Here is a 26,919-nt window from a genome sequence, read left to right on the forward strand (position 1 = left end):
TCATTAAAAGTGCGAAAGTTTCCCCTCTAAGGCCCGTTTGCCAATTCAATGAGGCAGAGCTATACAGGGAGTTCCGCACACCACAAAGCAGGCAACCCCGCCCAAGCCCCGGCAACCTGCCCAGACCACAGGAACGCACTCTTCATGAACGAAACGGATAGCCCCCTTCCTCCCCTTCTCGCCCGCATCACGCACCCTTCCATGGTGGCGGATCTGTCCCTCGCCGAAAAGCAAATCTTGGCGACGGAACTGCGCCAGACCATTATCCGCACGGTTGCCGCCAACGGGGGGCATCTGGCTCCCTCGCTCGGCGTCGTCGAACTGACGCTCGCGCTTCTTTCCGTATTCAACCCTGAGGAAGACAAGCTCGTCTGGGATGTGGGGCACCAGAGCTACGCGTGGAAGCTGCTGACCGGAAGGTCGGAAAACTTCCATACGCTGCGCCAGCTTGGAGGCATCAGCGGTTTTCCGAAAATCGAGGAAAGCCCGTTCGATCATTTCGGCGTCGGGCACTCCTCGACATCCGTTTCCGCGGCCCTCGGCATGGCGATGGCGCGGGATCTGGCGGGAAAGAAAAATCATGTGCTCGCGGTCATCGGAGACGGCTCCCTCACCGGGGGGCTGGCCTTTGAAGGCCTGAACCAAGCGGGCGACATGGGGCGGCGCCTTATTGTTGTCCTGAACGACAATGAGATGTCGATCTCCCACAATGTCGGGGCGTTGTCCCTCTTCCTCAGCCGCAACATGGAGCGCGGCTGGGCGCGCAGGGTACGCCGGGAAGTCAAGGACTGGCTCAAGTCCATCCCCGGCATCGGTGACGAAATGGCGGAATACGCCCACCGCACGCACCGCAGCCTCAAGACCGTCTTCACGCCGGGCATGCTTTTCGAGGCCCTGCGCTTCAACTACATCGGCCCGGTGAACGGGCATAATATCGAAGAATTGGAACGCCATCTGAAAATGGCGGCTTCCATCGACGATCAGCCGGTTCTGCTGCACGTGCTCACCCGCAAGGGGAAAGGATACCCGCCCGCCGAGGCCCAGCCTTCCAAGTTCCACGGGCTCGGCAAGTTCGACGTCGCCACAGGCCAAACGCAGCCCAAACCAGCCGGAGCGCCCCCGACCTATACCGACGTTTTTGGGGAAACCCTCTGCCGGCTCGCCAAAGAGGACGACCGCATCGTGGCCGTGACCGCCGCCATGTCCAGCGGCACGGGAACGGGGCATTTCAAATCCCGTTTTCCCGCCCGCTTCACGGATGTGGGCATCTGCGAACAGCACGCCGTCACCTTCGCGGCGGGCCTCGCCTCGCAAGGCTACCGTCCCTTTGTGGCAATCTATTCCACCTTCACTCAGCGCGCCTATGATCAGATCATCCATGACGTGTGCATTCAGAAGCTGCCCGTGACGCTTTGCCTTGACCGGGCGGGGCTGGTGGGCGAAGACGGCCCCACGCATCACGGGGCGTTCGATCTTTCCTTCCTCCGCCACATCCCGAACATCAAGATACTCGCCCCCCGCGACGAGCCCGAATTGCAGGCCGCGCTGATCACGTCCCTGAGCCTCGGTCAGCCGCTGGTCATCCGTTATCCCCGCGGCTCCGCTCCCGGCCATCCCCTGCCCAACGCCGAACCGCTGATTTCCCTGCCGCCCCTTCCCCTCGGCGAGGGCGAACTGCTCCGCGAAGGCACGGATGCCGTGGTTGTTGCGGTAGGGAGCATGGTGGTCGCGGCACAGAACGCCGCCGAAAGGCTTTTCGCCGAGACGGGCCGCAGCGTGGCCGTGTTCGACGCCCGCTGGATCAAGCCCCTGCCTGAAAAGCAGCTTCTCGATATGGCAAGCCGCTTTGACCGCATCCTGTTCGCCGAGGAAAACGCCCTTGCCGGTGGCTTCTCTTCCGCCGTGCTGGAACTCCTCGTCGACAACGGGGCCCTGCACGGGCAGCGCATCAAGCGCATCGGCCTGCCCGACGCGTTTGTGGAGCACGGCACGCAAGCCCAGCTCCGCCACCGCCTTGGCCTTGATGACGAGGGGATCTATTTGACATTAAAGGCGTTGCTGGAAGAGCAATGAACTTGTTGAGACAAAAAAAGGCACTTTTGGGGTGAGGCCCTCCCTGCGTCCCTACTCCTTCCCCTCCTTTCCCAAGGCGTTCGGCTGGTGGAAAGGTGCGCAGCGAGGGCCACTCCTGCCAAAAGGGAAAGAACTTTTCTGACAAAGAAGCAACAAAGCCGCCTGAACGGAATGCGTTCAGGCGGCTTTGTTCGTTGGTTGGGAAGGCCAATGCGAGGGGTAATAGCGACAAAAGGTTGGCTGTACCATAGGAAACGGCTGATGCTTTTTCCTTGAAGTTCCAGAAGTTCCAAATGGATAACCAGCAAAATGCCTTGGCTATGGATTCCGCCGATGGGAAAGCTGGAGAAAAAGGCCGTATTTTCACCGCACGACAGAGATGAAATAATCCCATACTGTGACAAGGCCAAACATTTTAGAAAGATGGGAGGACAGGAAAAACCGAAAGTGAATGAAGAGAGAGAGAGAGAGAGAGAGAAAGAAAGAAAGAAAGAAAGAAAGAAAGAAAGAAAGAAAGGAATCCCTTTCTTCAAAAGAGTTTTTTCTCCCCTCTCCCGGCCTTCATCAACACCCCGTCACCATCCGTCGTTATGCATACACCGCCGGGGAATTGAAAAACCTTCCGGCTGCGCGAGGAAACGGCGGCTTCATCCAGACGGAACAGCGTTTCGGACTGCGCCTGTCCGCGTCCAAAACGGTGGAACAATCCGGCATATACGCGCAGGCGCGCCGCACGCGGCAATGAGACAAAGGCCGCACGCGGCAACAGGAGGCTGCCGTTTTCCTCCCTGAGCTGCGCGAACACCGGGGCAAGCGCCTCGTCCCAATACTGCCCGTCCTCACGGGCAAGCTCCCAAAGCGTACGCACGGAACGGGAAAAAGAAGGGTTTTCCGCCTTCAACAATGGAATGACATGATTGCGCATACGGTTGCGCCGGAATGCGTCACTCCGGTTCGAAGCGTCTTCGATCCAATCCACACCGAGAGATTGGAGGAAAGCCTCCAGCTCCGCCCGTGGCGTCCCAAGCAAAGGGCGCAGAAGACGCCGGGCCGGATCTACGGCCTTCATGCCGCCGAGACCGGGCCAGCCGGAACCGCGCACAAGCCGCATCAGCACATCCTCACTCAAATCATCAAGATGATGACCGGTAACAACCCACTCAGCGCGTTCGGATCGGAGCACCGAATCAAAAAACGCGTACCGGGCACGCCGCCCCGCGTCTTCAAGGCCGATCCCTTCCGAACGCGCCAGCGCCTCCACATCCACGCGCCGCACCATACACGGCACGCCGAGCCGTTCCGCGAAACGCCGCGCGGATTCCGCCTCTTCCCCGCTTTCCGGGCGAAGCTGATGATCGAGATGTGCCAACACGAGGGATACGCCGAGGCAGCGCAGGATTACAGCCAATGCCGTAGAATCCGCCCCCCCCGAAAAAGCCACGATGACATGGCGCGGAGATGCACCGCACCGCTCTTTCAGAAAACGCCCGACAGCCATACACAACCGAGCCCCGGCAGGCGGCAAGTCCTGCATCCTGCGCGGGAGAACATCTTTCTTTTCTGCCATCGTCGTTTTATCTGCCATGTGACGCCCCGCCAACAACTCAAAGCCATTCCATACAGGGCTACTTACGGCTTTACAGACTTCCGTTTTGCCCCGAAACCAACCCACTTAACATAAAGGAACACTTATATTTTGGCTCTGTCATAGTATGTGGTTGTTTCATCTCCACAGCACGGTGAAAATACAGACTTTTTATCCGGCTTTTCCTTTATCGAAAGGCTCTGTCATGGTACATGGTTGTTTTTGTTTCAGCAATATACTGAAAATATATGCTTTTTCTACAAATTTTCTGCTGGTGGGCTCTGCGATTGGGGGATTTTATTGGTTATTTCTTTGGAATTTCAAGGAAATAAAGCATCAACCGTTTTCTATGACACAGCCTATCGAAATCTATAGCTGAGGCATTTGCCGATTATTCCTTTGGAACTTCGAGGAAAAAACCTCAACCATTTTCTATGACACAGCCTCTACTTTTTACAGGGCTTTCCCCGCCTGCTCCCTCCTGAGACGCCACCATCCAAACAGCCCCCACTCCCGCCGTTACTCACCCATTTTCAAGCAACCAGCCCTCCAGCTTTCCCGTACTTCCGAACAGGGATTCAATAAGCGTAAAAGTCTTTGCGGGAGGGGATGGGGGCGTGGGGGAAGGGGAGGGGGCTTTCTTCAGAAAGCCCCCTCCTTTCCCCACATCTTCAATCAATCCCTCGACTCAAGCCACAACAGGCGCAGCCCTTCGAGGACGAGATCCGGGCGGACGAGATCGAAGCAGTCCACAACGCGGGCGACATCCGGGGCGAAACCGCCGGTGGCGACGAACGCGACCGGCCCTTCGAGCGTCTTGGTCAGGCGCGCATACAGCCCTTCGGTCATGGACGCAAAGCCGAACAGGAAACCGTGATTCAGGCTCGTGACCGTGCTCCGCCCCACAATGGGCACGTCCGCATGCGCCGTCAGCGCGATACGCGGAAGCTGCGCCGTGCGCGTCGCCAGCGCCCCAAGCGAGGACATGACGCCGGGGCAAATCAGGCCGCCGAGGTAGGCGTTTCCGGTAACACAGTCGAAGTTCGTCGCCGTGCCGTAGTCCACGGACACCACGGAACGGACATCCGGCAGCAGGCGGCGTGCCCCAAAAGCCCCGACAAGACGGTCGGCCCCCACTTCATTGGGCCGCTCATAGCGGTTTTCCAGCGGAATGGGCAAATCACGGTGCGCAAACCGGGGAGTCAGCTCAAGGAAGCGTTTGCAGGCATGGGTCACCAACGGGTTCATGCCGGGAACGACCGAACTGATCACGCACCCGTCGAGCGCCACATTGCCCGGCCCGGTCGCGGGCGTGCCGAATCCGGCATGACCGAGCAGATAGGCAAGCTGAAGGCCAAGCCCGTCGCCGCTCTGCCGGGTATCCGTAGGCAGCGTATAGGAGGCCAAAAGCCCCTCTATGCCCGCTACGCCTATTTTCAGGGACGTGTTGCCGATGTCGATGAGCAGCGCGTGCATGGCTACTTATCCCATGTATGGGGGGCCGCTTCGCGCTTCCAGTCGGCGACGGCCTGCCGGACTTCCTCGGCCTTGGCCGGGTCGTCAAGCTTCTTGTAATGCTCGGCGAAGACATGCAGGTACGTCGCGCCGCGCGGCGAGAAAAGCCCCTTCACCCTGCACCACATCGGATCGAGCGCCTCCACGAAATCCTCAAGGATGGTATTGGTGATGCTTTCCATAAAGGACTGGTGGTTGCGGTAGGCGAACATATACAGCTTGAAGCTCTTGGATTCCACGCACTTCTGGTCGGGGATGAACTCCACCACAATCGTGCCGAAGTCGGGCTGTCCGGTCACGGGGCACAGGGACGTGTATTCGGGAAACGCCATGCTGACGACATACGGGCGATGCGGGAACCGGTTGGGGAACACTTCCAAAAGGCCGGCCCGCGGGCCGCCTTCGGGCTGCGGAAGGCGACCGGTGCCGAGGACTGTAAGCTGAGCGGTCTGGTCGCCGCCGTTGGTCATGGTCATGCAAAAACTCCTTGGGGCCGGCCTGAACCGGCAAAGGCTACGGAAAACGCTCTCTCAAGCATTCCGCGCTTGTCTGTGAAAGTGAGGGAGGATACAACAGGCTGAACCGCCGCACAAGTGACGGCGGCCTCCGAAACATTCACGCCTTCAATGGAAAATGACGCCGTAACAGGTCAACATACCAGATGAGCTATTGCAAAAGAGAACAGAACAGCGAATGTCTCCGGCCCCCGCCATACGCGGCATGGCTTGGCTTCATTGTGGAAATGGAGAGCGGCAGACCTGTGCATACGCGGCCCATCGGATTCCGCCCCCTGAGCGTGTGCCCGCCCTGTCCGAGAAGAATACCCAGCTCCTCGACCTCGGCGCGGAAAGGGATTCGTCCTTACGTTCATAGGGAGCCCCTAACCGTAGCCTAGGCCAGATCTAATACAAGATTTCGCTCATGCGTTCATGGAGCGAACTGACGAAGGGGAACCATTCGCCTTTTCGATGATTAAAAAAAGGCTGTGTCATAGAAAATGGTTGATGCTTTATTTCCTTGAAATTCCAAAGAAATAACCAATAAATCCCCCAATCACAAAGCCCACCAGCGAAAAATTTGGAGAAAAAGCATATATTTTCAGTCTATTGGTGAAACAAAACAACCATGTACTATGACAGAGCCCCAAAAAAAGCTGTGCCATAGAAAACGGCTGATACTTTTTTCCTTGAAGCTCCAAAGGGATAACCGACAAAATGCCTTAGCCGTGGATCCCACCAAGGGGAAAACTGGAAAAAAGATGGTTGAATATAAGTTTCATTGAAAACGTGAATGTTTCAAGAGAAGAAAGGGGGTGACTGCGACGGATCGAACCGCCCTACCTTCACAGAGAGCCCCTCTCACTGTGTCCCGCTGTTGCGGACGGCAAGGGTTCTCCCTTACGTTTACAGGGAAGCTCCAATATATGGTTCTCGGACAGGTTCCCGCGCAGGTTCCCCTACGTTCACAAAGAAACCGGCCTATGAAAGAAACACGCTGAATACGGCAGGGTTCGCCTCCGTGTTCATGGAGGGCCCGCCTGATGCCGGAAACCTTCGGCTGCCATGCTCGCCTCCGTCCATGGAGCATATGCCGCGATGGACGGCACGCCGCTGCGAATGTACAGCTCCTTTTCCTCAGCCACCTTCACCTAATGCCCATCGGCACCATACAGGAGGTTCCCGTGACCGAAACGTTCCACACCCTCAGCCTGCACGCCTGCGCCGAAGGCGATATCCTGCCCCTTGCCTTCCTGCCCGCCACCGCCGCACCCACGCCGTTTCCGGCCCACGGCATGGCGGCCCGCCCCCTTCCCGACGGCAACAGGGACTGGCGCGTGGGAACCTGCCTTTACGACGCTTCTGGCATCGCCCGGCTCAAGGTCGCGGGCCGGATGTTCCTGCCCCCCTCCGTCCTTGCCTTGGATGCCCCGCATACCCAGATATGCCCGCTGCTCGAAGCACTCACGCCTATCGAAGCCGGGACGCGGACGCTGGCCGCACGCCGCGAACATTGGGCTTTGGCATGGATTACCCTTTCCGACAAGGGAGCCGCCGGGCTGCGTACGGACGAAAGCGGGCCGCTCATGGCCTCCGACACCCGCGCCAAGCTGCCGCTCTGCCACGAGCAGGGTTTCATGATTCCAGACGATCCGCAGGCGCTGCGTGCCCTTGTCATGGAATTGGCGCTCGGCCAGGGATACGATCTCATCCTTACCAGCGGCGGCACAGGGCTCGCCCCCCGCGACACCACCCCTGAGGCCCTGCTTCCACTCTTTGAACGCCGCCTGCCGGGGTTTGAACAGGCCATGATGCAGGCCAGCCTCGCCAAGACGCCCACCGCCGCCGTTTCCCGCGCCGTTGCCGGGACGCTTGGGCGCACCATCGTCATTACCCTCCCCGGCAGCCGCAAAGCCGTCTCCGAAAACCTCGCCGCCATCCTCCCGGCCCTCGGCCATGCCCTCGAAAAACTGCACGGCGATCCCTCCGATTGTGGAAAATAAACAGACGCCCCGGAAAATGGAATCATCCCCCACAGGCAAAACGGCATGCCGACAGCCATACCAGCCTCTTTTCCGCTTGGCCCTGCCACAGGATATGGTTGATATATTTACAATATATTGAATATACAGTATTTTATAGAATACTTTTCATTAAAGGCCGTGTCATGGGAAACGGTTGATGCTTTCTTTCTTGAAACTCAAAAGGAATAACGGATAAAATGCCCCAATCATGAAGCCCATCAGCGAGAAACCGGAAAAAAGTCTATATTTTTATCATATTGTAAAAATAAAACGACCATATACGCTGACAGCGCCTTCACTAAAGGCCGTGTCATAAGAAATGATTGATGCTTTCTTTTTGGCTCTGTTATAGTATGTGGTTGTTTCATCTTCACAGTGCGGTGAAAAATACAGCCTTTTTCTCCGGTTTTCCTCTTGGCGGGATCCACGGCTAAGGCATTTTGCCGGTTATCCCTTTGGAGCTTCAAGGAAAAAAGCATCAGCCATTTTCTATAGCACAGCCTTCTTCTTTGAAGTTCCACAGGGACAACCAATACAATGCCTCAGCCATGAAGCCCGCCAACGGGAAAACTGGAAAAAGGCCGTATGTCCACCAATCTGGGAGATGGAACAGCCACATCCTAATGGCAGAGCCCCATAAAACAATCCATGGCTGAGGCAGTTCATTCATTAGCTGTTTGGAATTTCAAGCAATAAACATCAGCCGTTCACTATGGCACAGCCTTTGGTTTCGGCACTCCATGCCGATCTTCCCAGACAATCAGACAGAGGAGAAAACGATATGTTGAGGCAGGCAACAGATGCGGATTTGAACCAAGTTGAAGAAGGGTATCAGAAACACTTTCTGCATGAAAAGGAACATGGAGCCTTCACCGTTTTTCGAGAGGGCGTGTATCCGACAAGAGCGGACGCGGCAAAAGCCCTGGCAAGAGGGGCATTGTATGTCTATGATGAGAATGGAAAAATATTGGGGAGCATCATTGCCGACAGGAACCAGCCGGATGAATACGAAACAATAGACTGGCCAAGCCATGCCCCTGCCGAGAAAGTGATGGTCATCCATCTAGTCATGGTATGCCCTGAAGCCGCCAGGAAAGGCATCGGTTCCTCCCTCGTCAAGCATGCCCTAGAAAAGGCACGGCAACATTCCTGCGAAGCGGTAAGGCTTGATACGGGAGCGCAAAACATTCCCGCCGCTTCGCTCTACAAAAAGCTGGGCTTTCAATTGGCTGAAACGGGTACGATGAAGGTCGGCGGGGTGATCTCCCATACCGGGCACCTCTTTTTTGAAAAGGCCCTGTCATAGGACGTGCCTGTTTCCTCTTCACAGCATGGTGACAATACGGCCTTTTTCCCCGTTTTTTCTTTGGCGGGTTCTATGACTGCGGCATTTCATTGGTTCTTTCTTTGGAGTTTCAAGAAAAAGCATCAGCCGTTTGCTGTGGAACTGCCTTTTGAAAAGAAGTTAGGCAAGTATTTCATTGGCTCTGTTATGTATGTGGTTGTTTCATCTCCACAGTGCGGTGAAAATATAGCTTTTTTTCCAGTTTTCCCCTTGGCGGGATCCACGGCTAAGGCATTTTTCCGGTTATCCCTTTGGAGTTTCAAGGAAAAAAGCATCAACCATTTTCTATAACACAGCCATTTTATTTGATTCTGTCATAGTATGTAGCTGTTTCATCTCCACAGCGCGGTGAGCATACAGCCTTTTCTCCAGTTTTCCCCTTGGCGGAATCCCTAGCTAAGACATTTTGCTGGCTATTCCTTTGGAACTTCAAAGGAAAAAACATCAACCATTTTCTACGGCACAGCCAAGAGCATCAGCCATTTTCCAAGTCGTGTCGTCAGTTATATATAATATATTGAAACCATTAAACTATTTTTTCAAACTATAAAAGATTATTTCAATAATTTAACATACTTACATACAATAACAACACGACACAGGGCACGGCCTTCCATTCCAGATGAGGGCCCCCTTGCCGCCCCATCCGCTGACCAGCGCGAGCATATGCCCCGCCGTTTTCCGTCCCGGCTGCCGCCCGCAGGCCGTCCCTCGCTGTAAGGATGCTTTTCCCTGCGCGGGCCGCCTTTCGGCGGCAGCCGGGCCCTCTCCTACGCGGGACTGCCTGACCCCCGTGGTCAAATTGATCACCGTTGACATGCCGGGCCCTCTCCTGTGCGGGACTGCCCCCGCCGCCTATTTGCACAACTTCCCCGCCATGACCGGGCCTTCTCCCGCGCGGGCCTGCCGTTGGGGACACGGATGCCTGTGGGAGTTCCAGCCTTTCGGAGTGCCTTTTCCGCCTTCCCTCCGCCTCTTTTCCCTTGTGGGGCGGGACGGGTTGCGGTAGAGATGCGGTTTGAGCAAGGAGCATACCATGACTACAGCACACCCCAAGGTGCGCATCCAGTACCTGCGGGACTCGCAGGCCGTCTATACGGCGAACGGGGCCGGAGGCCTGCGGTACGCCACTTCAGGTTCCGTGGGCCTCGATCTGAGGGCCTGCCTTGAAGAAGACGAAGCCTCCATCCCTGCGGGCGGGCGTTTGGCCATCCCTTCCGGCATCGCCGTCGAACCGCTTACGCCGGGCATCGCCGGTTTCGTCTATTCGCGCAGCGGGCTCGGAGCCATGCAGGGCCTGACCGTGGCGCAGGGCGTCGGCGTCATTGATCCCGACTACCGCGGCGAAATCACCGTCGTCCTCCTCAATACGTCCGGCGAGGAACGGCGGCTCCGACGAGGGGATCGCATCGCGCAGCTCGTTTTCCAGCCCGCCCTTCAGGTGGAGCTTGAGGAATGCGAGACGCTGGGCGCCACCGGACGCGGTTCCGGGGGCTTCGGACATACGGGAAAACACTAGGCGGCCTTCACAGGGCACGCCGTCGTACTTATATGAGCATTCCGGCGGCCGCCGGACAGGAGATACCATCATGACCACTTCCTCTCTCGATACGATCAAGGCCCGCGAAGAATCCCTTCTCTGCCGGACGTACGGTCGTTACCCTGTCAGCATCGCCAGCGGCAAAGGCTCCAGAGTCACCGACCTCGACGGCAAGGAATACGTCGACCTGCTGGCCGGGATCGCGGTAACCAGCCTCGGCCACTGCAACGAGGAAATCGCCCAGGTCATCGAGAAGCAGGCCCGCAAGCTCATCCATGTGAGCAACCTTTTTTATCAGGAAGAACAGCTTGAGCTGGCTGAGGAACTGCTGTCCCTGAGCCATTTTGGAAAGGCGTTCTTCTGCAACTCCGGCGCGGAGGCCAACGAAGCGCAGATCAAGCTGGCCCGCCGCTACATGCAGCGGGTGAAGAACGTCGACGCCTACGAAATCATTACGCTGGAAAAGGCATTCCACGGGCGTACGTATGCGACGATGGCCGCCACGGGGCAGGAACGTTTCCAGGACGGATTCGCGCCCATCCCGGACGGCTTCAAGACCGTGCCGTGGGGCGACCTGAACGCGCTTGAGGCCGCGATTACGCCCAAAACCGCCGCCGTGCTCGTTGAAATCGTACAGGGCGAGGGCGGCATCCGCCCCATGTACGCCGAATACGCCAAGGGCATTGAGGCGCTCTGCCGCAAAAAGGGCATCCTCTTCCTCGTGGACGAGGTGCAGGGCGGCCTGTTCCGCACCGGCAAGCCGTGGGCGTTCCAGCATTTCGATCTCAGGCCCGACGCCATTTCCTGCGCCAAGGCCCTTGCCAACGGCCTGCCGATGGGCGCGATGATGACCACCGATGAAGTCTCCAAGGGCTTCGTCGCCGGCAGCCATGCCACCACGTTCGGCGGCGGCGCCCTGACGTCCGCCGTGGCGGCCAAAGTCGTGCAGATCATGAAGCGTGACCATCTCGACGAGCGCGCGGCCAAGCTTGGCGGCGAGTTCATGGAGTCCATCCGCCGCATCAGCGAAAGCCACCCCGGAACGATCAAGGAAGTGCGCGGCCTCGGCCTCATGATCGGCATCGAGCTGGCCTTCCCTGCGAAAGCCGTCTGGGAGGAGCTCATCCGCCGCGGCTTTATCTGCAACCTGTCCCACGAAGTCGTCCTGCGCCTCCTCCCGGCCCTCAACATCCCGGAAGAAGACCTGCGCGCCTTCGCGGATACGCTGGAAGACATCCTCGCCAACATCAAAAAATAGCGGGCCGTTTTCTGCGATAAGAGGCACGGTGCGCCTTTGCCCCGCCTCTCCACCTATTCAGGCAATCTGTCCACCACATTGGAAGGGGAGGCCGGGAGGGGCCTTTCCAGAGGGCCCCTTCCCCGCAACCCTTTTCTTTACTATAAGGATTTCAGGATGATCGTCGATCATATCAGCAACTGGCGGCGTTACGGCTTCGGCCCGGCATGGGAACAAATGATGTGCTGGCTCGAAAACTATGCGCCCGGCGGTTCCGGCTCCCTTGCCGGACTCAAGGACGGCACGCATCCGCTGGCCGACGGTTTCGTCAATGTCGCCACGCTGACCTCGCGCCCGCTTTCCGGCAGCCTCTACGAATGCCACAAGCGTTTCTGCGACGTGCAGATGATGGTGGAAGGGCAGGAATGGCTGTTCAACGCCGCCACAACGGGCCTCACCCTCAACGGCGCATTCGATGACCAGCGGGATATAGGCTTTTTCCAGCCCGCCCCGGCGGAAGTCAGCCGGGTCACGCTTGCGCCCGGCACTTTTGCCCTCCTCTTTCCGTGGGACGCGCACCTTCCGGCCATCGCGGTGGACGGGGTACCCGCCCCATTGCGCAAGTGCGTGGGCAAAATCCCCCTTGAGGCGCTGCGCCTTTCCTAAGGGGTTCCGTCATGGAATGACGGCTGCCTTATCCCCACAAGATGGTGAAAACATTGGCTTTCCATCCCGATTTTCCGCCGGAGGGGGCCTTGACCGGGGCGCTTTATCGGTTATCCCTTTGGAATGCCAAGAAATAGAGCGCCAAGCGTTTGCCGTGGCACGGCCTTCATAAAACTACTTGCAACGCGAACGGTTTTCGGGCAAACCTGCGGCCTTCCCGGGGGAAGGTCTGGCCCGTCTTGAGGGACTCCCCCTGCTTCACGTTAAAGAAAGAGGACACGAATGGACATTTTCGATCAGGCGCAGGAACTGGAACGGCTCGCACGCGAAACCGCCCTCCAGCGCGCCCGTTCTTCACAGTACTGGGAAGGGCCGGAGTGGATCGACGGCCAGGCCTGCTGCCGTGAATGCGGCGAGCCCATTCCCCAGAAACGTCTGGAAGCCCTGCCCGGCGTCGGCCTGTGCCGCGCCTGCCAAGAAGAACGGGAACGTGAAGGCTTCTGATTCCCGCGCAGCATCCGGGGGAGGTCACCTCCCCCTTACCCTTTCCCGCGTCCGCGAACGCCGGTTTTTCCGGGATACGCCGTGACAATACCCCCGCCCCCCCCATCAAGGAACATCCCCCTCGGCCCCGTACCGCGCTGGCTCCTCGGCCTTCTGCTCGGCATAGCGACCTATGCCGTGGCCTTCCTGCTGCGCTTTCAGGAATGGCCGTCGTGGCAGGATGTGGAATATCGCCTCGGCAATGAAATGCTCCTTGCCACGCATGACGCCTATCACTGGGTTGCCGGAGCCGAGGGCTTCGGGTTCGGCGCAGGACACCCCATGTCCGAGCTGCTCCGTATCCTCGCCCTGATCACAGGCACGGAGCCCGCACAGGTCGCCTTCTGGCTGCCTCCGGTCATGGCCAGCCTCATGGCCCTGCTTGTCTTCCTGTGGGCATGGTGCATGGGCAGCATGGAGGCCGGCTTTTGCGCCGGCATCCTCGCCTCGCTCTCTCCGGGCTTCCTCGCCCGTACACTGCTCGGCTACGCCGACACCGACCTGATCACCCTCTTCCTGTCCCTGCTCATCGGGCTGGCCCCGGCGGCATGGGTCATGTATTTCCTGCGCCATCCCCTGGCCCTGCCCTTCCGGTGGTTCCAACGATGGACAAAGCGCCCCATCCCCATCGCGCTGGACGCTCCGAGCCATCAGCCCTGCGAGCTGATCTCGGCAGGCTGGATCCTCGCCCTGAGTGCAAGCGGGCTGCTGGCCTGGTGGTCGCAGGAGTGGCACTCCATGTTCCCGTACATCGTGCGCTACGACGTGGCCTTACTCGGCGGCATGGCGCTCCTGCTGCCCCGTCCGGGCGAACGCCGTACGGCCCTGCTCGCGGGGCTGGCCTATGCCTTGCCCGCGCTTGGGGGCCCCACCGGGGCCATCCTCCCCCTGACCCTGTTCATCGCCATCGTGGGGCGTGAACGCCAATTCGTGGCGCAGCTCCACCGCCCCGCCGTGCTGGCGGCGTTCTGGCTGTTGGCCGTAGCCCTGCTCGTCGACCTGAGCGTGCTGAACACGATGCTCCACCACGTACAGGGCTATCTCAAACGCGCGGGGGACGCCGTGGCGACGGGCACGACCGATCCGCTGGTCTTCCCGTCCGTGGCCCAGTCCATCATCGAGATCCAGGATCTGACGCTGTCCGAAATCATGGTCTATTTCCACCCGTGGCAGCCCGTCGCCATCCTCGGACTGCTTGGGTTCGTGTTTGTGCTCTGCGCCCGATCCGGGGCCCTCTTCCTCGTGCCGCTGGCCCTGCTGGCCCTGCTCAGCACCAAGATGGGCGGACGGATGGTCATGTTTGGGGCCCCCATCGTCGCCATCGGCCTGACGCTCCCCGTGGACTGGCTGGCCTGTGCCCTCGGCGACGTCCGCGCGAAAAAGACCCGCAAGGTGTTCTTCCTCGCCTGCCTCATATTGGCCGGGCTCATCCTCCTTGTGCCGGATTGCCGGGAAACGGTGCTCGACCTTTGGGATTCCCTCGGACGGCTCCATTTCGTCATCCTTGGATGCCTCCTCGCCATGTTCGTCATCGGGTTGGGGCGCCAGCGCGGTTGGCGCCTGACCCGCGTGCTCGACGCCATCGGGCCTCACCTGTTCTACCGTTCGGCTGCGGTCATCCTTATGCTCGTCATTGTGGTCCCGCCGCTTGCCGATCTCGTGCCCGCCATGACCCACGGCCCGATCCTCAACCGCCGCCATGCCGCCGGGCTGCGTGAAATCCGCACGGCCACCCCCGAAGACGCCAAGGTCTGGCACTGGTGGGACTGGGGGTACGCGACGCAGCACTTCGCGCGGCGCGATACCATCGCCGACGGCGCGGAACACGGCAGCCCTTCGCTCTACCTGCCCGCAGCCGTCTATGCGACGGACGATCCGCGTTTCGCCCGCCAGATCATCAAATATACCGCCGCGAAGGGAAATGTCCCCGGCAACGTGTTCAAAGGGCTGACCGCGTCTCAGGCCGCGGACATGATCACATGGCTGAACAACCCCGACAACCCGCTCATTCAGGCGGACGGCAAGCAATATCTTGTGCTCAGCTTCGACATGCTGGATCTCGGCTTCTGGATTTCCACCTTCGGAAGCTGGAACTTCCTGTCCAAGGAAGGGCGCGGCTACGCCATCAGCATTGTCCCGCAGGCGCTTTCCTACCGCCTTGACAAGGGCGAAGTGGTGATGAAGGGGAGCAACGTCAACGTCCCCGCCGCCAGCATCGACGTCTTTTCCGACGGGCAGCTTGACCACCGCGACTACGTGACGCCGCCCGAATACCTGCCCGACAACGCCGCCATCAAGGCATGGAAGGAAGACATGGAGCGCCGCCGCAACGTGCATTTCATGTTCAACCGCGTGACCGGGGAAAAGCTCGTCATCGACGACCGCATGTACAACACCATGATGGTGCAGCTCCTTATCTGCGATCCCGGCGATCCGCGTTTCGCCCCCTACTTCCGGCTCATCTTCGACAACGTCTTCTGTAGGATTTACGAGGTATTGTAGGGGCAGACAGGAAAGGAACCTCTAAAGGCTCCGGGCCGCTTCGACGCCCGCGGGCCGCAAAGGTTCGCCCGTCGGCTGCGGCGGCCCTTTGCCTCCTCCCGCCCACAGCCTCCGCGTTTTGGAGTTCCCATCCGCGGATTCCCCAAGGCTGTGCCATGGGAAACGGTTGATGGTTTATTCCTTGAAATTCCAACGGAATAACGGAAAAATTGCCCAGCCACGGAGCCCAGCAGAGGGAAAGTCGGAGAGAGAGAGAGAGAGAGAGAGAGAGAGAGAAAGAAAGAAAGAAAGAAAGTCTCTATTTTCACCATACTGCAAAAATAAACAACCATACACTATGGCAGAGCCTTCCCCAAAAGAAAGCCTTCCCTTGAACGGGGAAGGCTTTCCTTTCATCAACCAATAGGGTTCGGTACGGAAACATCTTTTGAAGATGAGGGATGGGCTGAGGAAGGGGACGGCGCACCCCTTTCTTCAGATGGCGTCCCCCTTTCCCTACTTCACAAACAGCATCTCCTGATAGCTTGGGAGAGGCCAGAGATCTTCGGGGACGATCGTTTCGAGATGATCGGCAAGGGCGCGGATGGCATTCATGGCCGGGATGACCACGGTGCACTTGTGATGCGCTTCCTGCACGGGATCCTCAATCTTCATATCCACATTGGCTTCGAGGTGCTCAAGCCCCTCGCGGAGCTTGCGCAGGGTGTCGTCAATGTCGTCGAGCAGCACGGTGTCGGGCTCACGGTTCAAGGCGCGCATGTCGAGGCACGCGCGGAGCAGTTCCTGCTGGAAGCGCAGCCCGGCGGGGTAGATGATAGTCCGGCCCATGCGGATGACGAGGTTCGCTTCGGCGCGGATCGTCTTGCAGTACTGTTCGATGTAGATTTCCTGACGGGCCTTGAGCTCCTGACGCGACAGCACGTTGTAGCGGCCATAGAGATCCACCACATCGGGGCTGGTGTACACCATCAGGGCTTCGGGCGTCGTCCGGTAGTTGGGCAGGCCGCGGCGCTCCGCTTCCTGATGCCAGATTTCGGAATAGCCGTCCCCGTTGAAGATGACCGCGCTGTGTTCCTCCACAATTTCCTGAATGAGCTTGCCTACGGCGGCGTGGAGCTTTTCCGGATCGCCGCCGGAGAGCTTTTCAAGGCGTGTGGCGGCGTAATCCAGCGAGTCGGCCATGATGGTGTTCAGAGCCGTCTGGGAAGCCGAGGCGGGCATACTGGAGCCGAGCGCGCGGAACTCGAAGCGGTTGCCGGTAAACGCGAAGGGGCTCGTGCGGTTGCGGTCGCCGGGATCGGCGGGCAGGGGCGGCAGCGTATCCACGCCCACGTTCATCAGGCGCTTGCCCTTGGAGCCGCGAACCTTGCCGGCGCGGAACTGCTCCAGAATATCGGTGAGCTGATCGCCGAGGAACATGGACATGATGGCCGGCGGCGCTTCGTTGGCACCGAGGCGGTGGTCGTTGGAAGCGGCGGCGACGGTGGCGCGGAGCAGCCCCCCGTACTTGTGCAGGCCACGGATCGCGGCGACGAGGAAGACGAGGAACATCGCGTTCTCATGCGGCGTCTCGCCGGGCTCGAAGAGGGTGCCGACTTCGGCGTTGCCGATGGAATAGTTGAGGTGCTTGCCCGAACCGTTGATGCCGCTGAACGGCTTTTCGTGCAGGAGGCAATGGAGGCCATGCTTTTTGGCGACCTTCTTCAGCACGGTCATCATGAGCTGGTTGTGGTCGATGGCGAGGTTGGCCGTCTCAAACACCGGGGCGATTTCGTACTGGCTTGGGGCCACTTCATTGTGGTGCGTGCGGACGGGGACGCCGAGCTTGTAGAGTTCGCGCTCGGTTTCCGTGATGCAGCTCATGACGCGGCGGGGCATGACGCCGTAATACTGGTCTTCAAACTCCTGCCCTTTGGCCGGTTTCGCGCCGAACAGCGTGCGCCCGGCGGTGAGCAGGTCGGGACGGCCGAATACGAAATTCCGGTCGATGAGGAAAAATTCCTGTTCCAGCCCGGAGTACGAAATGATGGGCAGGGAGGTCTTCTTGCCGAACAGCTTGAGGATGCGGCTGGCCTGCTTGTTGAGGGCCTGATTGGAGCGCAGGAGCGGGGTCTTGCGGTCAAGCGCCACGCCTGTCCACGACAGGAAGGCCGTGGGGATGCACAGCACGATGCCGCTGCTGTTTTCCATAAGGTAGGCCGGGCTGGTCACGTCCCACGCGGTATAGCCGCGCGCCTCGAACGTGCTGCGCAGGCCGCCGGAAGGGAAGCTGGAGCCGTCGGCTTCGCCCTGGCTCAGCATTTTGCCGCTGAATTCCGTAATCACGCCGCCGTTGCCGTCGGGGGAAAGGAAACCGTCGTGCTTTTCGGCGGAATGGCCCGTCAGGGGATAAAAGACGTGCGTGAAGTGGGTAGCGCCCTTCTCGATGGCCCAATCCTTCATGGTGGAAGCCACGATGTCCGCCAGCGAAGGATCGAGTTGGACCCCCTGCTCGATGGTCTTGCGCAGGGACTTGTAGACGATCCGGGGCAAGCGTTCCTTCATCACCTTGTCGCTGAAAACGTTGCTTCCGTAGATTTCAGTCGGCTTGGTGTCGGCATAGTTCAGGGGGGCGAGATCCGGTTTGTAGCTGGTAATGGCTCTGATGGCATTGCTGCGGGCGTTGCTTCCGCTCATGCGTCTGTACTCCTTGGGGGGATTGCTGTTTCGACGGGATGGGTGTTTATACTCCAACTGGCCTGTGAACGGAAGAGGCGAAAGAGCCCTTTTCCTCGCGTTATTGTTTCTGAAAAGGATTCTACGCCTCTTTACGAACCTAGTGTTCTCAGGTATATGAAGGAACTCACACAAGCTTGATGCGGTTCAGCCCGCATCGTGAAGACTGCCGGAGGTAGTTTCTTGGAACAGAAGGACATCGAATATTTTCGTACGCTCCTCAACAATATGCTTGAAGAGGCGCAGCACAAGGGAGATTCCACGCTGGAGGACCTCACCGACAGCAACGAGCTCTTCGCTGACCCTGCCGATCGGGCATCCGCCGAATCGGATCGTGCTTTCACACTGCGCATCCGTGACCGTGAACGCCGCCTGATCCGCAAAATCCAAGCCGCCATCCAGCGGCTGGACGAAGGGACTTACGGCATCTGCGAAGACTGCGGCGAAGATATCAGCATCCCCCGTCTCAAGGCCCGCCCCGTGACCAAGCTTTGCATCAACTGCAAAGCCCGTCAGGAGGAAGGGGAAAATATTCGGGGCGAGTAATCCCACAGCCCGCCAAAGCCCACACTTTGGCGGGCTCTTTCTCCTCGGCGGGACAGCCCGTCTCCCAAACCCACGAGGCTTTGCATGGACTGCCATGTGTTCCGCCGCCTGTGCGACGAGCTTGCGCCTGCGCTCATGGGCTGCCGGATCGAAAAAATCCACCGCCCGGCCAAGGATGTGACCCTGTTCACGCTCTACGGCACAGGCGGCAAACGCTTTCTGTTTATCCGCGCCGGCCGCAAGGCCCCCTTCCTTTTCCTTTCGACGCATAAAATCCCCGTCGGCAGCGCGCCGCCGGCCGACATCATGCGGCTGCGCAAATACCTTGCGGATCGCCGGATCATCGACGTGCTGCCCGACTGGGTGGGGCGCCGCCTTTTCCTGCGCGTCAACGCCGATGCCGAATGCTGGCTCACGCTTGATCTGCGGGAAGGGCCCTCGCTGCGTTTCGACGCGCCGCCTGAGCCTGAAACTCCGGCATGGCCCGATCCCGCGCGCTGGGCCGAAGCCTGTGAGGGCGAGGGCTGGCGGAACTGGCCGGTCATCACGCCCCCCTTACGCCGCACCCTCCCCCTGCTCCCCCCTGACGAACAAGCCGCCCTGCTCCTCGATCTGGAGGCCGGAGGCGGGGATCTTTTCCTTTATGAGAATGCCGATGGGGAGCGCGAGCTTTCCGCATGGCCCCTGCCGCCCGAACGCCGCCGTGACGCCGACGGCACGCCCCGCGAGGAACTGGTGGTCGAGGATGCCATCCGTGCGTGCGCGGCAGCCGGGGAAGCGCAAGTCCTGCGCGGCATCGCGGCCCTCTCGCGCGCTGAAGCCGCCAAGCCGCATCAGGCCGAAGCCAACCGCCTGCGCAAGCTACTGAACAAGCTGGAGAACGAAAAGGAACGGCTCAGCGGCATGGTTGCGGCACAGGAAGCGGCCCGCCTGCTCCAATCGCAGCTTTACCGTTTTTCGGCGGAGGAAAAGCACGCCTCCGTTACGCTGGACGGGCCCGGCGGGCCTGTAGAGCTTGCCCTCGATCCCCGCCTTACCGTCCGTGAAAACATGGCCTCGCTGTTCCACAAGGCCAGCCGCGGCAAGCGCGGCCTTTCCATGCTTGAAGGCCGCTTTGCCGCCGTACAGGGCGATCTGGCCCGTGCGGAGCAGGCCGGGCTCATGGCGCAGGCCGCAACGTCCGCGCCGACGCCCGCCAACGCGCCCTCTCCCGCCGCACCGCAGTTCCGCGCCCCGGAGCTGCCCAAGAACGTACAGCCGTTCCGCAGCAGCGACGGCTTCCTGCTCCTTCGGGGCCGCGACGCCAAGGGCAACGCCCAGCTTCTCAAGCTCGCCGCGCCGCACGATCTCTGGATGCACACCGGCGGCGGGCCGGGAGCGCACATCCTGATCCGCCGGGATCACGCCGCGCAGGAGATCCCCTCCCGGACTGTTTCCGAAGCCGCCATCCTTTCCGTACTGAAGAGCTGGCGCAAGGACGAAGTGCAGGTTGACGTCATCGCCGCGCTCGCCAAGTTCGTCCATCCCATACGCGGCGCGAAGCCCGGAACCGTCCGCATCGACCGCATGGAGCCCGCCATCATCGTCACGCCGGATCCTTCGCTCGAAGAAAAGTTGGCATTGTAGGGAGAACCGGGGGAGAAAGAACCGGGGGAAGGGAGGGAGGAACTTTCTGAGAAAGTTCCTCCCTCCCTTCCCCCGTACCCCCTTCCCTCCCTCTTCAAAGATTTTCACCCTTATCGAATCCCTTATCCCGGCTCTTGCGGCTCATGGGCGATACGGCTCCGAACCCTTTTTCTCAGGTCCTGTCGCCGCATTTGATTGGTGCAGCTTTAGAGCAAATCGATTGACTTTGTTATAGAAAGGCTGTGTTCAATTTTACGTTTGATGATTTTTTTCAATGAAAATCAATAGATAAAAGTCCGTTCCACGTCTAGTGACGTGGGCCTCTCTCATTTTTTGTTCATTCCATGAAATCCAGTTTTGAAAAATTGTTGCGAGATCTCCAGATAATTTCCAAAGAACTCTTCCTTTCCAGTTGGAATCTTGTATCAACCACAAACTTAAACACAGCCTATAGAAAACGGTTGATGCTTTTTTCCTTGAAGTTCCAAAGGATTAAACGATAGGCTGTGTTAAAGTTTCCGGCTGATACGGCAATCAGAGGTCGTTCATCTGCCCCTGTTTTTCAGCGGAACATTCTCTGCCGTGGAGACGGCCGCACTTCCAGCGCGGTGAAAGGCTCCTTCCGGCAACGGCTGACGGCGCTTTGTCTCGCGCGGCTTCGCCGCCCTCGACCGCGCTTCGCGAGACATTTCGCCGCTCCTCACCCCCTTCATGCCGCATTGCCATACGGCGGGGGACGTCTTCAAAGCTCGCTGACGCTCGCGCCTCCGGCGGTTAAAGGAGCGTACTTCTCTTTAATCAACCGTAAACTTGAACAGAGCCAAACGATAAAATGCCTTAGCCGTGGAGCCCGCCAAGGGGAAAACCGGAGAAAAAGGCTGTATTTTCACCGCACTGTGAAGATGAAACAACCACATACTAGAACAGAGCCAATCGATTTTACCATGGTATAATAATGTAGGCTCTGTCATAATATGCGGTTGTTTCATCTTCACCGTTTCACCGTACTGTGGAGGTGAAACAGCCACATACTCTGACAGGGCCTTTTCATATTGTTTTTACATCGTGATGATGCCTATTGGAAAGGCTCTGTCAGAGTACATGGTTGTTTTGTTTCAGCAATACACTGAAAATATATGCTTTTTCTCAAAATTTTCCGCTGGCGGGTTCTGTGATTGGGGGATTTTATTGGTTATTTCCTTGGAATTTCAAGGAAATAAAGCATCAACCGTTTTCTAGGACACAGCCATAATGTAAAGTTGCAAGGCACGCTCGGTCCGGCATTGGACAGCGCAAATGAATTGTGCGTATCCGCTTCGCGGCGACCGCCTGCTTCCCGCAGCCTGAAGAGGCTTCTCAGCGTGAAAACGCCCCAAGCCCCTATCGGTTACTCCCTCGAATCTTCAAGAAAGCATCAACCTTTTCCTATGGCAAAGCCAAATGAAACAACAAATTGTTGCTATATCGGAACCTTTTTCCATTGAAACGGCCCGCCGCGACATCGACAGAAAAGCCCGTCCTCACACGAAGACGGGCCTTCCTTCATCGGCACAACCGGAAACAGGGATTCGATAAGGCCGAAAGTCTTTGGAAGAGGAGGGGATGGGGTTTGGGGAAGGGGAGGAGAAACTTTTCTTCAGAAAAGATTCTCCTCCCCTTCCCCAATCTTTTCCCCTAAACTTCCGTAATAACCGGAACCACAACCGGATCGCGGCCTACGACCTTGCGGAAGAAGCTCCGCATGGAAGAACGAATGCGATCGCCAAGGCGGGGAATACTGAGCCGTGGGGACGTTTCAAGATGGTCGAGGACAAGGCACTTGGCATCCTCAAGCAAGTGGCTGAACTGCTGCTCAAACACAAACCCCTTGGAAATCATGTCCGGGCCGTGGATGACCTCGCCTGTCTCCTCGTCAAGCACCAAAACGACGACGACAACGCCGTCGCCTCCGAGAAGCTGGCGCTCACGCAAAACGAGGTTGCCCACGTCGCCCACGCCCTTGCCGTCCACAAGAATGGAATCGGCGGGGATCTTCTCCTCAAGCCGGATGGCATCGGGCAGCAAGGTCAACGGCTCGCCGTCGTCGAGGATGAACGTACGCTCTGGCGCAATGCCCCAGTCGCGGGCCAAATCGCGATGCTGGATCAAATGGCGGTACTCGCCGTGGATCGGCACGAAAAATTTGGGGCGCACCGCGTCGAGCATGGTACGGAGCTCGTCGCGCCGACCGTGGCCGGAAACGTGCACGGGGCGCGTCCCGTCATGGCAGACATTGGCCCCCATGCGGTACATCTGGTTGATCAGCCGGTTGACGGCGCGCGCATTGCCCGGAATGACGCGGGAAGACATGATCACCGTATCACCTTCCATGATGGAAAGCTGACGGTGCTCGCCGGACGCAATACGGGAAAGCGCGGACAGGGGCTCCCCCTGGGAACCTGTGGCGATGACCACCATGCGTTCGGGGGAAACCTCAGGGATGGTCTGATCCGTGAACAGTTCGGGCGGCATACGCATGAAGCCAAGATCCCGCCCGCGCTCAATATTGTTCACGAGGCTGCGGCCGCTGACCACGACGGCGCGGTCAAATTCGCGGGCCATGTCGAACACCATCTGGATCCGTTCGATATGGCTGGAAAAAAGCGTGATGACTATGCGGCCTTTCGCTTCCGAAAAAATCTCGTGGAACGTCTCGCGCACCACTTTTTCAGACTGCGTGTGCCCTTCGCTCTCGGCATTGGTAGAATCGGAAAGCAGCAGCCGGACGCCCTCAGCGCCCGCGAAACGCCGCAGGGCGGGCAAATCCGTGCCGACGCCGTCGGAAGGGAACTCATCGATCTTGAAGTCGCCCGTATGCACGACTTTCCCCACGGGCGTATCCACCGCGAGGGCGTATCCCTGCGGGATGGAATGGCTCACCGGAATGAAATGGAAACGCAAGCTGCCGAGCGCCAGATCGTGTTCGGGGGTCACGGTGATGAGTTCGGCACGGTCGAGAAGGCCGCGTTCCCGGAGCTTGTGCTCCACGAGCGCCAGCGTCATGGGGGAACCGTAGACTTTCAGGCCCTTGATAAAAGAAACCAGCCACGGAACCGCTCCGATATGGTCTTCGTGCCCGTGCGTAAGCACCACGCCGAGCAGCCGCCCGCGCTGGGCCAAAATGGGCTCCAGCGGCGGAATGACCACATCCACACCAAGCTGCTGGTCATCAGGAAACATGATCCCGCAGTCGATGAGAACGCACCCTTCGGGCGTGTTCCACATCTGGCAGTTCATGCCTATTTCACCAAATCCCCCTAGGGGGGTAATAGTCAAAAAAGTATCCGTCATTATGCTCTCTGTTCGTAGGTTATTGTCGGAAGTTTACCCGAAGCCCGGTGTTTCCACAAGACGTTATCGGAAAGGACGGGCACGGGAAAAGATAAAAAATAAAGTAAGTTCGATGAATAAAAAGAGAAAGCCCTTCCCACAGCAGCCTGCGGACGCAAGCGGATAGAAACGCCAAAAGGCCGGGGTTTCCCCCGGCCTGAACAAATCTGAAACGGGCCTTGCGGCTTAACGCTTCGAGTACTGGTAGCGGGCACGAGCGGCGCGCTGACCGTACTTTTTACGTTCCTTCTTACGGGCGTCGCGGGTCAGGAACCCGGCGCGCTTCAGAACGCCGCGCAGGGACGGGTCGGCGCTCAGCAGGGCACGGGAAATCCCGTGGCGAACGGCTTCGGCCTGACCGGTCACGCCGCCGCCGCAGACGTTGACCTTCACGTCGAACTTGTCCACGAGCTTGGTGAGAACCAGAGGCTGGCGGATGATCATCTGAAGGGTCTTGCGGGGGAAGTAGTCTTCCACTTTACGACCGTTGACTTCAATAGCGCCGTTGCCGGCATAGAGACGGGTACGAGCAGTGGCGTTCTTGCGACGGCCCGTGCCGTAATCAAACTCAGACATGATTGACTCCTGGCCTCGTTAGTACGGGAAGGACAGAGGCTTCGGGCCCTGGGCAGTATGCGGATGCGTGGGGCCAGCATACACCTTGAGCTTCTTCAGCATGGCACGACCCAGACGATTCTTGGGAAGCATACCACGGACGGCGTGCATCAGCACGTCGGCAGGCTTCTCAGCAAGGAGCTTGTCGAGCGTAGTTTCACGCAGACCGCCCACATAGCCGGAATGATGGTAATACTTTTTCTTTTCCAGCTTGGCGCCGGTAACCTTGATCTTTTCGCAGTTGACAACGACGATAACGTCGCCATTGTCCATGTGCGGAGCAAATTCGGGCTTGTGCTTGCCGCGGAGGCGGTGGGCAATTTGGGCGGCCAGACGGCCGAGAACCTGATTGTCCGCATCCACTACAAACCACTGGTGGTCGATATGCTCCGGAGTGGGGCTAAACGTCTTCATGCTGAAGCGTCTCCTCTGCTAAAACTTGTAGAACGAAGTGTATAAAATGCCAGAGCAGGCTTGTCAAGCGACAAAACCGTTTTCCTTCTGCGCCCGGCAGAATAGAACCGCTGCCGGGAAGCCCCAGCATCGATTCTCATGACACGGCGCTTTTGATAAAACGCCTTCGCCCGGCGTCTGCCCTGCCGCCCTTTGTGAGGAAAGGGGGAGAAAGGAAATCCGGGCAGTGTTCGGAGCAAAACACAACGCGGGGCAGCCACAACCATGCGAGTAACGGATCACAAGGGAGAAGCCGATGTCCGCAATCCGAAAAAGCCTTTTACAGCTTATGTTTTCCGGTTCGTACATGCGCCGCTGGAACGACAAACTGCGTCCCGTGGAACTCTACGAAATAGACAAGCAGGCGCATAAAATGATTGTCGCCTGGATGCTCACGCTCCTGAACAGCGGGGGTTATTCTGCCTCAGATCAACGTAAATTGCAACAGGAAGTTATAGAAAGGGGGCTTTTCGATTACCTGTACCGCCTGGTCACAACGAACATCAAGCCGCCCGTATTTTACCGCATCTGTGAAAACGAGAAAGATTACAAAGAACTGACGGAATGGGTACTCAAAGAGCTCCGCCCCGTGCTCGGCGCGCCGGATGAAGGTTTCTGGGAGCGCCTTTCCGCCTACCACAGGAACCGGGATCGGACGAGCCTCCCGGATCGCATCCTCACGGCGGCCCACCTCTACGCTTCGGGGTGGGAATACAACATCATCAAGCCATTCAATACGTTTGACGAAGAAAACCAGTCCATTGCCGAATCCTTCACCGAGCGGCTCAACGCCCTGACCGATCTGTGCGGCGTGAACGAGCTCATACAGGGGCACGCCTTTTTCAGCGATTCGCCCACAGCCTTGGGGCGTTTCGCCAAACTGTGCGGCCAGCTCCGCTTCCAGATCCGCTGGGCTGACACGCCCCGCGTACCGGAAACCTCCGTGCTCGGGCACATGTTCCTCGTTGCGGGTTACGCGTATTTCTTCAGCCTTTCCCTCGGAGCCTGCCCCGCACGCCGGATCAACAACTTCTTCGCCGGGCTCTTCCACGATCTGCCCGAACTGCTCACACGGGACATCATCACCCCGGTCAAACGCTCCGTAAACCAGCTTCCAAGCCTTCTGCGCGCCTATGAGCTGCAGGAGCTGGAGCGCCGCGTCTTCGGCCCACTCTCCGCCGGAGGGCACGACCCGCTGGCGGAACGCCTCCGCTACTATCTCGGCCTCGTCGGTGAGGGGGTAACGTCGGAGTTCGACGAGACCATCCGGGACAGTTCGGGGCAAGTACGCCGCCTCGGATCGTTCGATGCCCTCCATGCCGACGGCAACGAAGACTGCCTCGATCCCAAGGACGGGGCACTGCTCAAGGTTTGCGACAACCTTGCCGCGTTCATCGAGGCGCACTCCTCCGTCCGCACGGGGATCTCTTCCCCCAACCTGCATGAAGCCATTGCCCGGATCAGGGGGGATTTCCGCCACCGTTCCCTTGGCCCGTTGTCGCTCGGAACGATCATTGCGGATTTTGATTAGGCTCCGTTAAGTATGTGGTTATCTCATCTCCACAGTGCGGTGAAAATACAGCCTTTTTATCCGGTTTTCCCCTTGGCGGGATCTACGGCTAAGGCATTTTTCCGGTTATCCCTTTGGAACTTCAAGGAAAAAAACATCAACCATTTTCTATAATACAGCCAACGGAATTGTTTTATCTCCACGTCATAGTGAAAATGCAGTTTTTTCAGATTTTCGTTGACGGGCCCTATGGCTGGAGCCTTTTACCGTTTATTCCTTTGGAACCTCAAGAAACTGGCATCAACCGATTCCTGTAACACAGCCCTGAGAAAAAACTGGGAGAGGGGATGTTCTAGGTTGTGTCATCAATTATACATAATATATTAAATCTATTAACTATTTTTGAAAAAGAAAAAATATTTAAATAATTTAAAACAATGGCTGTGTTTAAGTTTGCGGCTGATACAAGATTCCAACTGGAAAGGAAGAGTTCTTTGGAAATTATTTGGAGGTCTCGCAACAATTCTTCAAAACTGGATTTCATGTAATGAACAAAAA

General features: G+C 58.4%; 23 protein-coding genes. 14 read left to right on the top strand and 9 right to left on the bottom strand.

Going from position 1 to position 26,919, the window contains the following annotated elements:
- The first annotated feature begins 144 nt into the window (after positions 1-144).
- Complete coding sequence (gene dxs, locus ACZM8Y_RS02245) at positions 145-2,073, top strand: 1-deoxy-D-xylulose-5-phosphate synthase (protein ID WP_308771533.1); 1,929 nt, start codon at positions 145-147, stop codon at positions 2,071-2,073.
- A gap of 529 nt (positions 2,074-2,602) precedes the next feature.
- Here the strand turns inward: dxs and tilS are convergent.
- Positions 2,603-3,658 (bottom strand): tRNA lysidine(34) synthetase TilS, encoded by a 1,056-nt coding sequence (gene tilS, locus ACZM8Y_RS02250; protein ID WP_482330439.1) that lies wholly within the window; start codon positions 3,656-3,658, stop codon positions 2,603-2,605.
- A gap of 129 nt (positions 3,659-3,787) precedes the next feature.
- On the opposite strand from tilS, the gene ACZM8Y_RS02255 reads away from it, so the two are divergent.
- Positions 3,788-4,033, top strand: coding sequence for a hypothetical protein (locus tag ACZM8Y_RS02255; protein WP_487480050.1), 246 nt, complete (start codon positions 3,788-3,790; stop codon positions 4,031-4,033).
- Between the two features lie 300 nt (positions 4,034-4,333).
- Here the strand turns inward: ACZM8Y_RS02255 and ACZM8Y_RS02260 are convergent, their stop codons facing one another.
- Positions 4,334-5,134 (bottom strand): type III pantothenate kinase, encoded by an 801-nt coding sequence (locus tag ACZM8Y_RS02260; RefSeq protein WP_482330441.1) that lies wholly within the window; start codon positions 5,132-5,134, stop codon positions 4,334-4,336.
- A 2-nt stretch (positions 5,135-5,136) separates the two neighbouring features.
- Positions 5,137-5,649 (bottom strand): preQ(1) synthase, encoded by a 513-nt coding sequence (queF, locus tag ACZM8Y_RS02265; RefSeq protein WP_482330443.1) that lies wholly within the window; start codon positions 5,647-5,649, stop codon positions 5,137-5,139.
- 1,205 nt (positions 5,650-6,854) lie between these two features.
- Between queF and ACZM8Y_RS02270 the strand changes: the two genes are divergently transcribed.
- Positions 6,855-7,673, top strand: coding sequence for a MogA/MoaB family molybdenum cofactor biosynthesis protein (locus ACZM8Y_RS02270; protein WP_337432390.1), 819 nt, complete (start codon positions 6,855-6,857; stop codon positions 7,671-7,673).
- Positions 7,674-8,172: 499 nt separating this feature from the next.
- Here ACZM8Y_RS02270 and ACZM8Y_RS02275 read toward each other — a convergent pair whose 3' ends face one another.
- Positions 8,173-8,364 (bottom strand): hypothetical protein, encoded by a 192-nt coding sequence (locus ACZM8Y_RS02275; protein ID WP_487480049.1) that lies wholly within the window; start codon positions 8,362-8,364, stop codon positions 8,173-8,175.
- 42 nt (positions 8,365-8,406) lie between these two features.
- Between ACZM8Y_RS02275 and ACZM8Y_RS02280 the strand changes: the two genes are divergently transcribed.
- The 8 genes from ACZM8Y_RS02280 (at position 8,407) to ACZM8Y_RS02315 (ending at position 15,527) form a co-directional block, all read left to right on the top strand.
- On the top strand, positions 8,407-9,000 hold the full coding sequence (locus ACZM8Y_RS02280; RefSeq protein WP_487480048.1) for a GNAT family N-acetyltransferase: 594 nt from the start codon (positions 8,407-8,409) through the stop codon (positions 8,998-9,000).
- A 3-nt stretch (positions 9,001-9,003) separates the two neighbouring features.
- A complete protein-coding gene (locus tag ACZM8Y_RS02285; RefSeq protein WP_482330448.1) occupies positions 9,004-9,330 on the top strand; it encodes a hypothetical protein in 327 nt (108 codons plus the stop codon).
- Between the two features lie 331 nt (positions 9,331-9,661).
- Positions 9,662-10,048: a hypothetical protein gene (locus ACZM8Y_RS02290; protein ID WP_489501538.1), complete on the top strand. Its 387-nt coding sequence runs from the start codon at positions 9,662-9,664 to the stop codon at positions 10,046-10,048.
- Positions 10,049-10,075: 27 nt separating this feature from the next.
- Positions 10,076-10,558 carry a dUTP diphosphatase gene (gene dut / locus ACZM8Y_RS02295; protein ID WP_302554017.1) on the top strand — a complete coding sequence of 161 codons (483 nt, stop codon included), beginning with the start codon at positions 10,076-10,078 and terminating at the stop codon, positions 10,556-10,558.
- Between the two features lie 70 nt (positions 10,559-10,628).
- The gene (locus tag ACZM8Y_RS02300) at positions 10,629-11,837 is read left to right on the top strand and encodes an aspartate aminotransferase family protein (RefSeq protein WP_302554018.1); all 1,209 of its coding nucleotides are present in this window, start codon (positions 10,629-10,631) and stop codon (positions 11,835-11,837) included.
- Between the two features lie 156 nt (positions 11,838-11,993).
- Positions 11,994-12,482 carry a NanQ anomerase/TabA/YiaL family protein gene (locus ACZM8Y_RS02305; protein WP_482330451.1) on the top strand — a complete coding sequence of 163 codons (489 nt, stop codon included), beginning with the start codon at positions 11,994-11,996 and terminating at the stop codon, positions 12,480-12,482.
- A 282-nt stretch (positions 12,483-12,764) separates the two neighbouring features.
- Positions 12,765-12,986, top strand: a complete 222-nt coding sequence (locus tag ACZM8Y_RS02310) for a TraR/DksA family transcriptional regulator (protein ID WP_005025407.1) — start codon at positions 12,765-12,767, stop codon at positions 12,984-12,986.
- Between the two features lie 81 nt (positions 12,987-13,067).
- Positions 13,068-15,527, top strand: coding sequence for an STT3 domain-containing protein (locus ACZM8Y_RS02315; protein WP_482330453.1), 2,460 nt, complete (start codon positions 13,068-13,070; stop codon positions 15,525-15,527).
- A gap of 495 nt (positions 15,528-16,022) precedes the next feature.
- Here ACZM8Y_RS02315 and ACZM8Y_RS02320 read toward each other — a convergent pair whose 3' ends face one another.
- Positions 16,023-18,203 carry a glutamine synthetase III family protein gene (locus tag ACZM8Y_RS02320; RefSeq protein WP_337432386.1) on the bottom strand — a complete coding sequence of 727 codons (2,181 nt, stop codon included), beginning with the start codon at positions 18,201-18,203 and terminating at the stop codon, positions 16,023-16,025.
- A 222-nt stretch (positions 18,204-18,425) separates the two neighbouring features.
- Here ACZM8Y_RS02320 and dksA point away from each other — a divergent pair, with 222 nt between their 5' ends.
- Positions 18,426-18,788 (top strand): RNA polymerase-binding protein DksA, encoded by a 363-nt coding sequence (dksA, locus tag ACZM8Y_RS02325; protein ID WP_005025400.1) that lies wholly within the window; start codon positions 18,426-18,428, stop codon positions 18,786-18,788.
- An 84-nt stretch (positions 18,789-18,872) separates the two neighbouring features.
- The gene (locus ACZM8Y_RS02330; RefSeq protein ID WP_482330456.1) at positions 18,873-20,414 is read left to right on the top strand and encodes an NFACT RNA binding domain-containing protein; all 1,542 of its coding nucleotides are present in this window, start codon (positions 18,873-18,875) and stop codon (positions 20,412-20,414) included.
- 1,674 nt (positions 20,415-22,088) lie between these two features.
- Here ACZM8Y_RS02330 and ACZM8Y_RS02335 read toward each other — a convergent pair.
- The 3 genes from ACZM8Y_RS02335 to rplM all read right to left on the bottom strand — a co-directional run bounded on the left by ACZM8Y_RS02335 (position 22,089) and on the right by rplM (position 24,812).
- A complete protein-coding gene (locus tag ACZM8Y_RS02335; RefSeq protein ID WP_302554477.1) occupies positions 22,089-23,744 on the bottom strand; it encodes a ribonuclease J in 1,656 nt (551 codons plus the stop codon).
- A 225-nt stretch (positions 23,745-23,969) separates the two neighbouring features.
- Positions 23,970-24,359, bottom strand: coding sequence for a 30S ribosomal protein S9 (rpsI, locus tag ACZM8Y_RS02340; RefSeq protein WP_005025392.1), 390 nt, complete (start codon positions 24,357-24,359; stop codon positions 23,970-23,972).
- 18 nt (positions 24,360-24,377) lie between these two features.
- Positions 24,378-24,812: a 50S ribosomal protein L13 gene (gene rplM / locus ACZM8Y_RS02345; RefSeq protein WP_302554476.1), complete on the bottom strand. Its 435-nt coding sequence runs from the start codon at positions 24,810-24,812 to the stop codon at positions 24,378-24,380.
- A 295-nt stretch (positions 24,813-25,107) separates the two neighbouring features.
- Between rplM and ACZM8Y_RS02350 the strand changes: the two genes are divergently transcribed.
- Positions 25,108-26,382 (top strand): HD domain-containing protein, encoded by a 1,275-nt coding sequence (locus ACZM8Y_RS02350; RefSeq protein WP_482330459.1) that lies wholly within the window; start codon positions 25,108-25,110, stop codon positions 26,380-26,382.
- A 331-nt stretch (positions 26,383-26,713) separates the two neighbouring features.
- Here the strand turns inward: ACZM8Y_RS02350 and ACZM8Y_RS02355 are convergent.
- Positions 26,714-26,919 (bottom strand): hypothetical protein (locus ACZM8Y_RS02355; protein WP_482330461.1); only part of this gene is annotated, 206 nt, incomplete at its 5' end.

It is taken from the genome of Bilophila sp. (assembly GCF_057864385.1).

Coding starts and splice junctions, on each gene's coding strand:
- ACZM8Y_RS02350 (WP_482330459.1), top strand. CDS start 25,108: ATGTCCGCAATCCGAAAAAGCCTTTTACAGCTTATGTTTTCCGGTTCG.
- dut (WP_302554017.1), top strand. CDS start 10,076: ATGACTACAGCACACCCCAAGGTGCGCATCCAGTACCTGCGGGACTCG.
- ACZM8Y_RS02280 (WP_487480048.1), top strand. CDS start 8,407: ATGGCACAGCCTTTGGTTTCGGCACTCCATGCCGATCTTCCCAGACAA.
- queF (WP_482330443.1), bottom strand. CDS start 5,649: ATGACCATGACCAACGGCGGCGACCAGACCGCTCAGCTTACAGTCCTC.
- ACZM8Y_RS02310 (WP_005025407.1), top strand. CDS start 12,765: ATGGACATTTTCGATCAGGCGCAGGAACTGGAACGGCTCGCACGCGAA.
- ACZM8Y_RS02290 (WP_489501538.1), top strand. CDS start 9,662: ATGAGGGCCCCCTTGCCGCCCCATCCGCTGACCAGCGCGAGCATATGC.
- dxs (WP_308771533.1), top strand. CDS start 145: ATGAACGAAACGGATAGCCCCCTTCCTCCCCTTCTCGCCCGCATCACG.
- rpsI (WP_005025392.1), bottom strand. CDS start 24,359: ATGTCTGAGTTTGATTACGGCACGGGCCGTCGCAAGAACGCCACTGCT.
- ACZM8Y_RS02275 (WP_487480049.1), bottom strand. CDS start 8,364: ATGAATGAACTGCCTCAGCCATGGATTGTTTTATGGGGCTCTGCCATT.
- rplM (WP_302554476.1), bottom strand. CDS start 24,812: ATGAAGACGTTTAGCCCCACTCCGGAGCATATCGACCACCAGTGGTTT.
- ACZM8Y_RS02330 (WP_482330456.1), top strand. CDS start 18,873: ATGGACTGCCATGTGTTCCGCCGCCTGTGCGACGAGCTTGCGCCTGCG.
- ACZM8Y_RS02300 (WP_302554018.1), top strand. CDS start 10,629: ATGACCACTTCCTCTCTCGATACGATCAAGGCCCGCGAAGAATCCCTT.
- ACZM8Y_RS02335 (WP_302554477.1), bottom strand. CDS start 23,744: ATGACGGATACTTTTTTGACTATTACCCCCCTAGGGGGATTTGGTGAA.
- ACZM8Y_RS02305 (WP_482330451.1), top strand. CDS start 11,994: ATGATCGTCGATCATATCAGCAACTGGCGGCGTTACGGCTTCGGCCCG.
- tilS (WP_482330439.1), bottom strand. CDS start 3,658: ATGGCAGATAAAACGACGATGGCAGAAAAGAAAGATGTTCTCCCGCGC.
- ACZM8Y_RS02260 (WP_482330441.1), bottom strand. CDS start 5,134: ATGCACGCGCTGCTCATCGACATCGGCAACACGTCCCTGAAAATAGGC.
- ACZM8Y_RS02320 (WP_337432386.1), bottom strand. CDS start 18,203: ATGAGCGGAAGCAACGCCCGCAGCAATGCCATCAGAGCCATTACCAGC.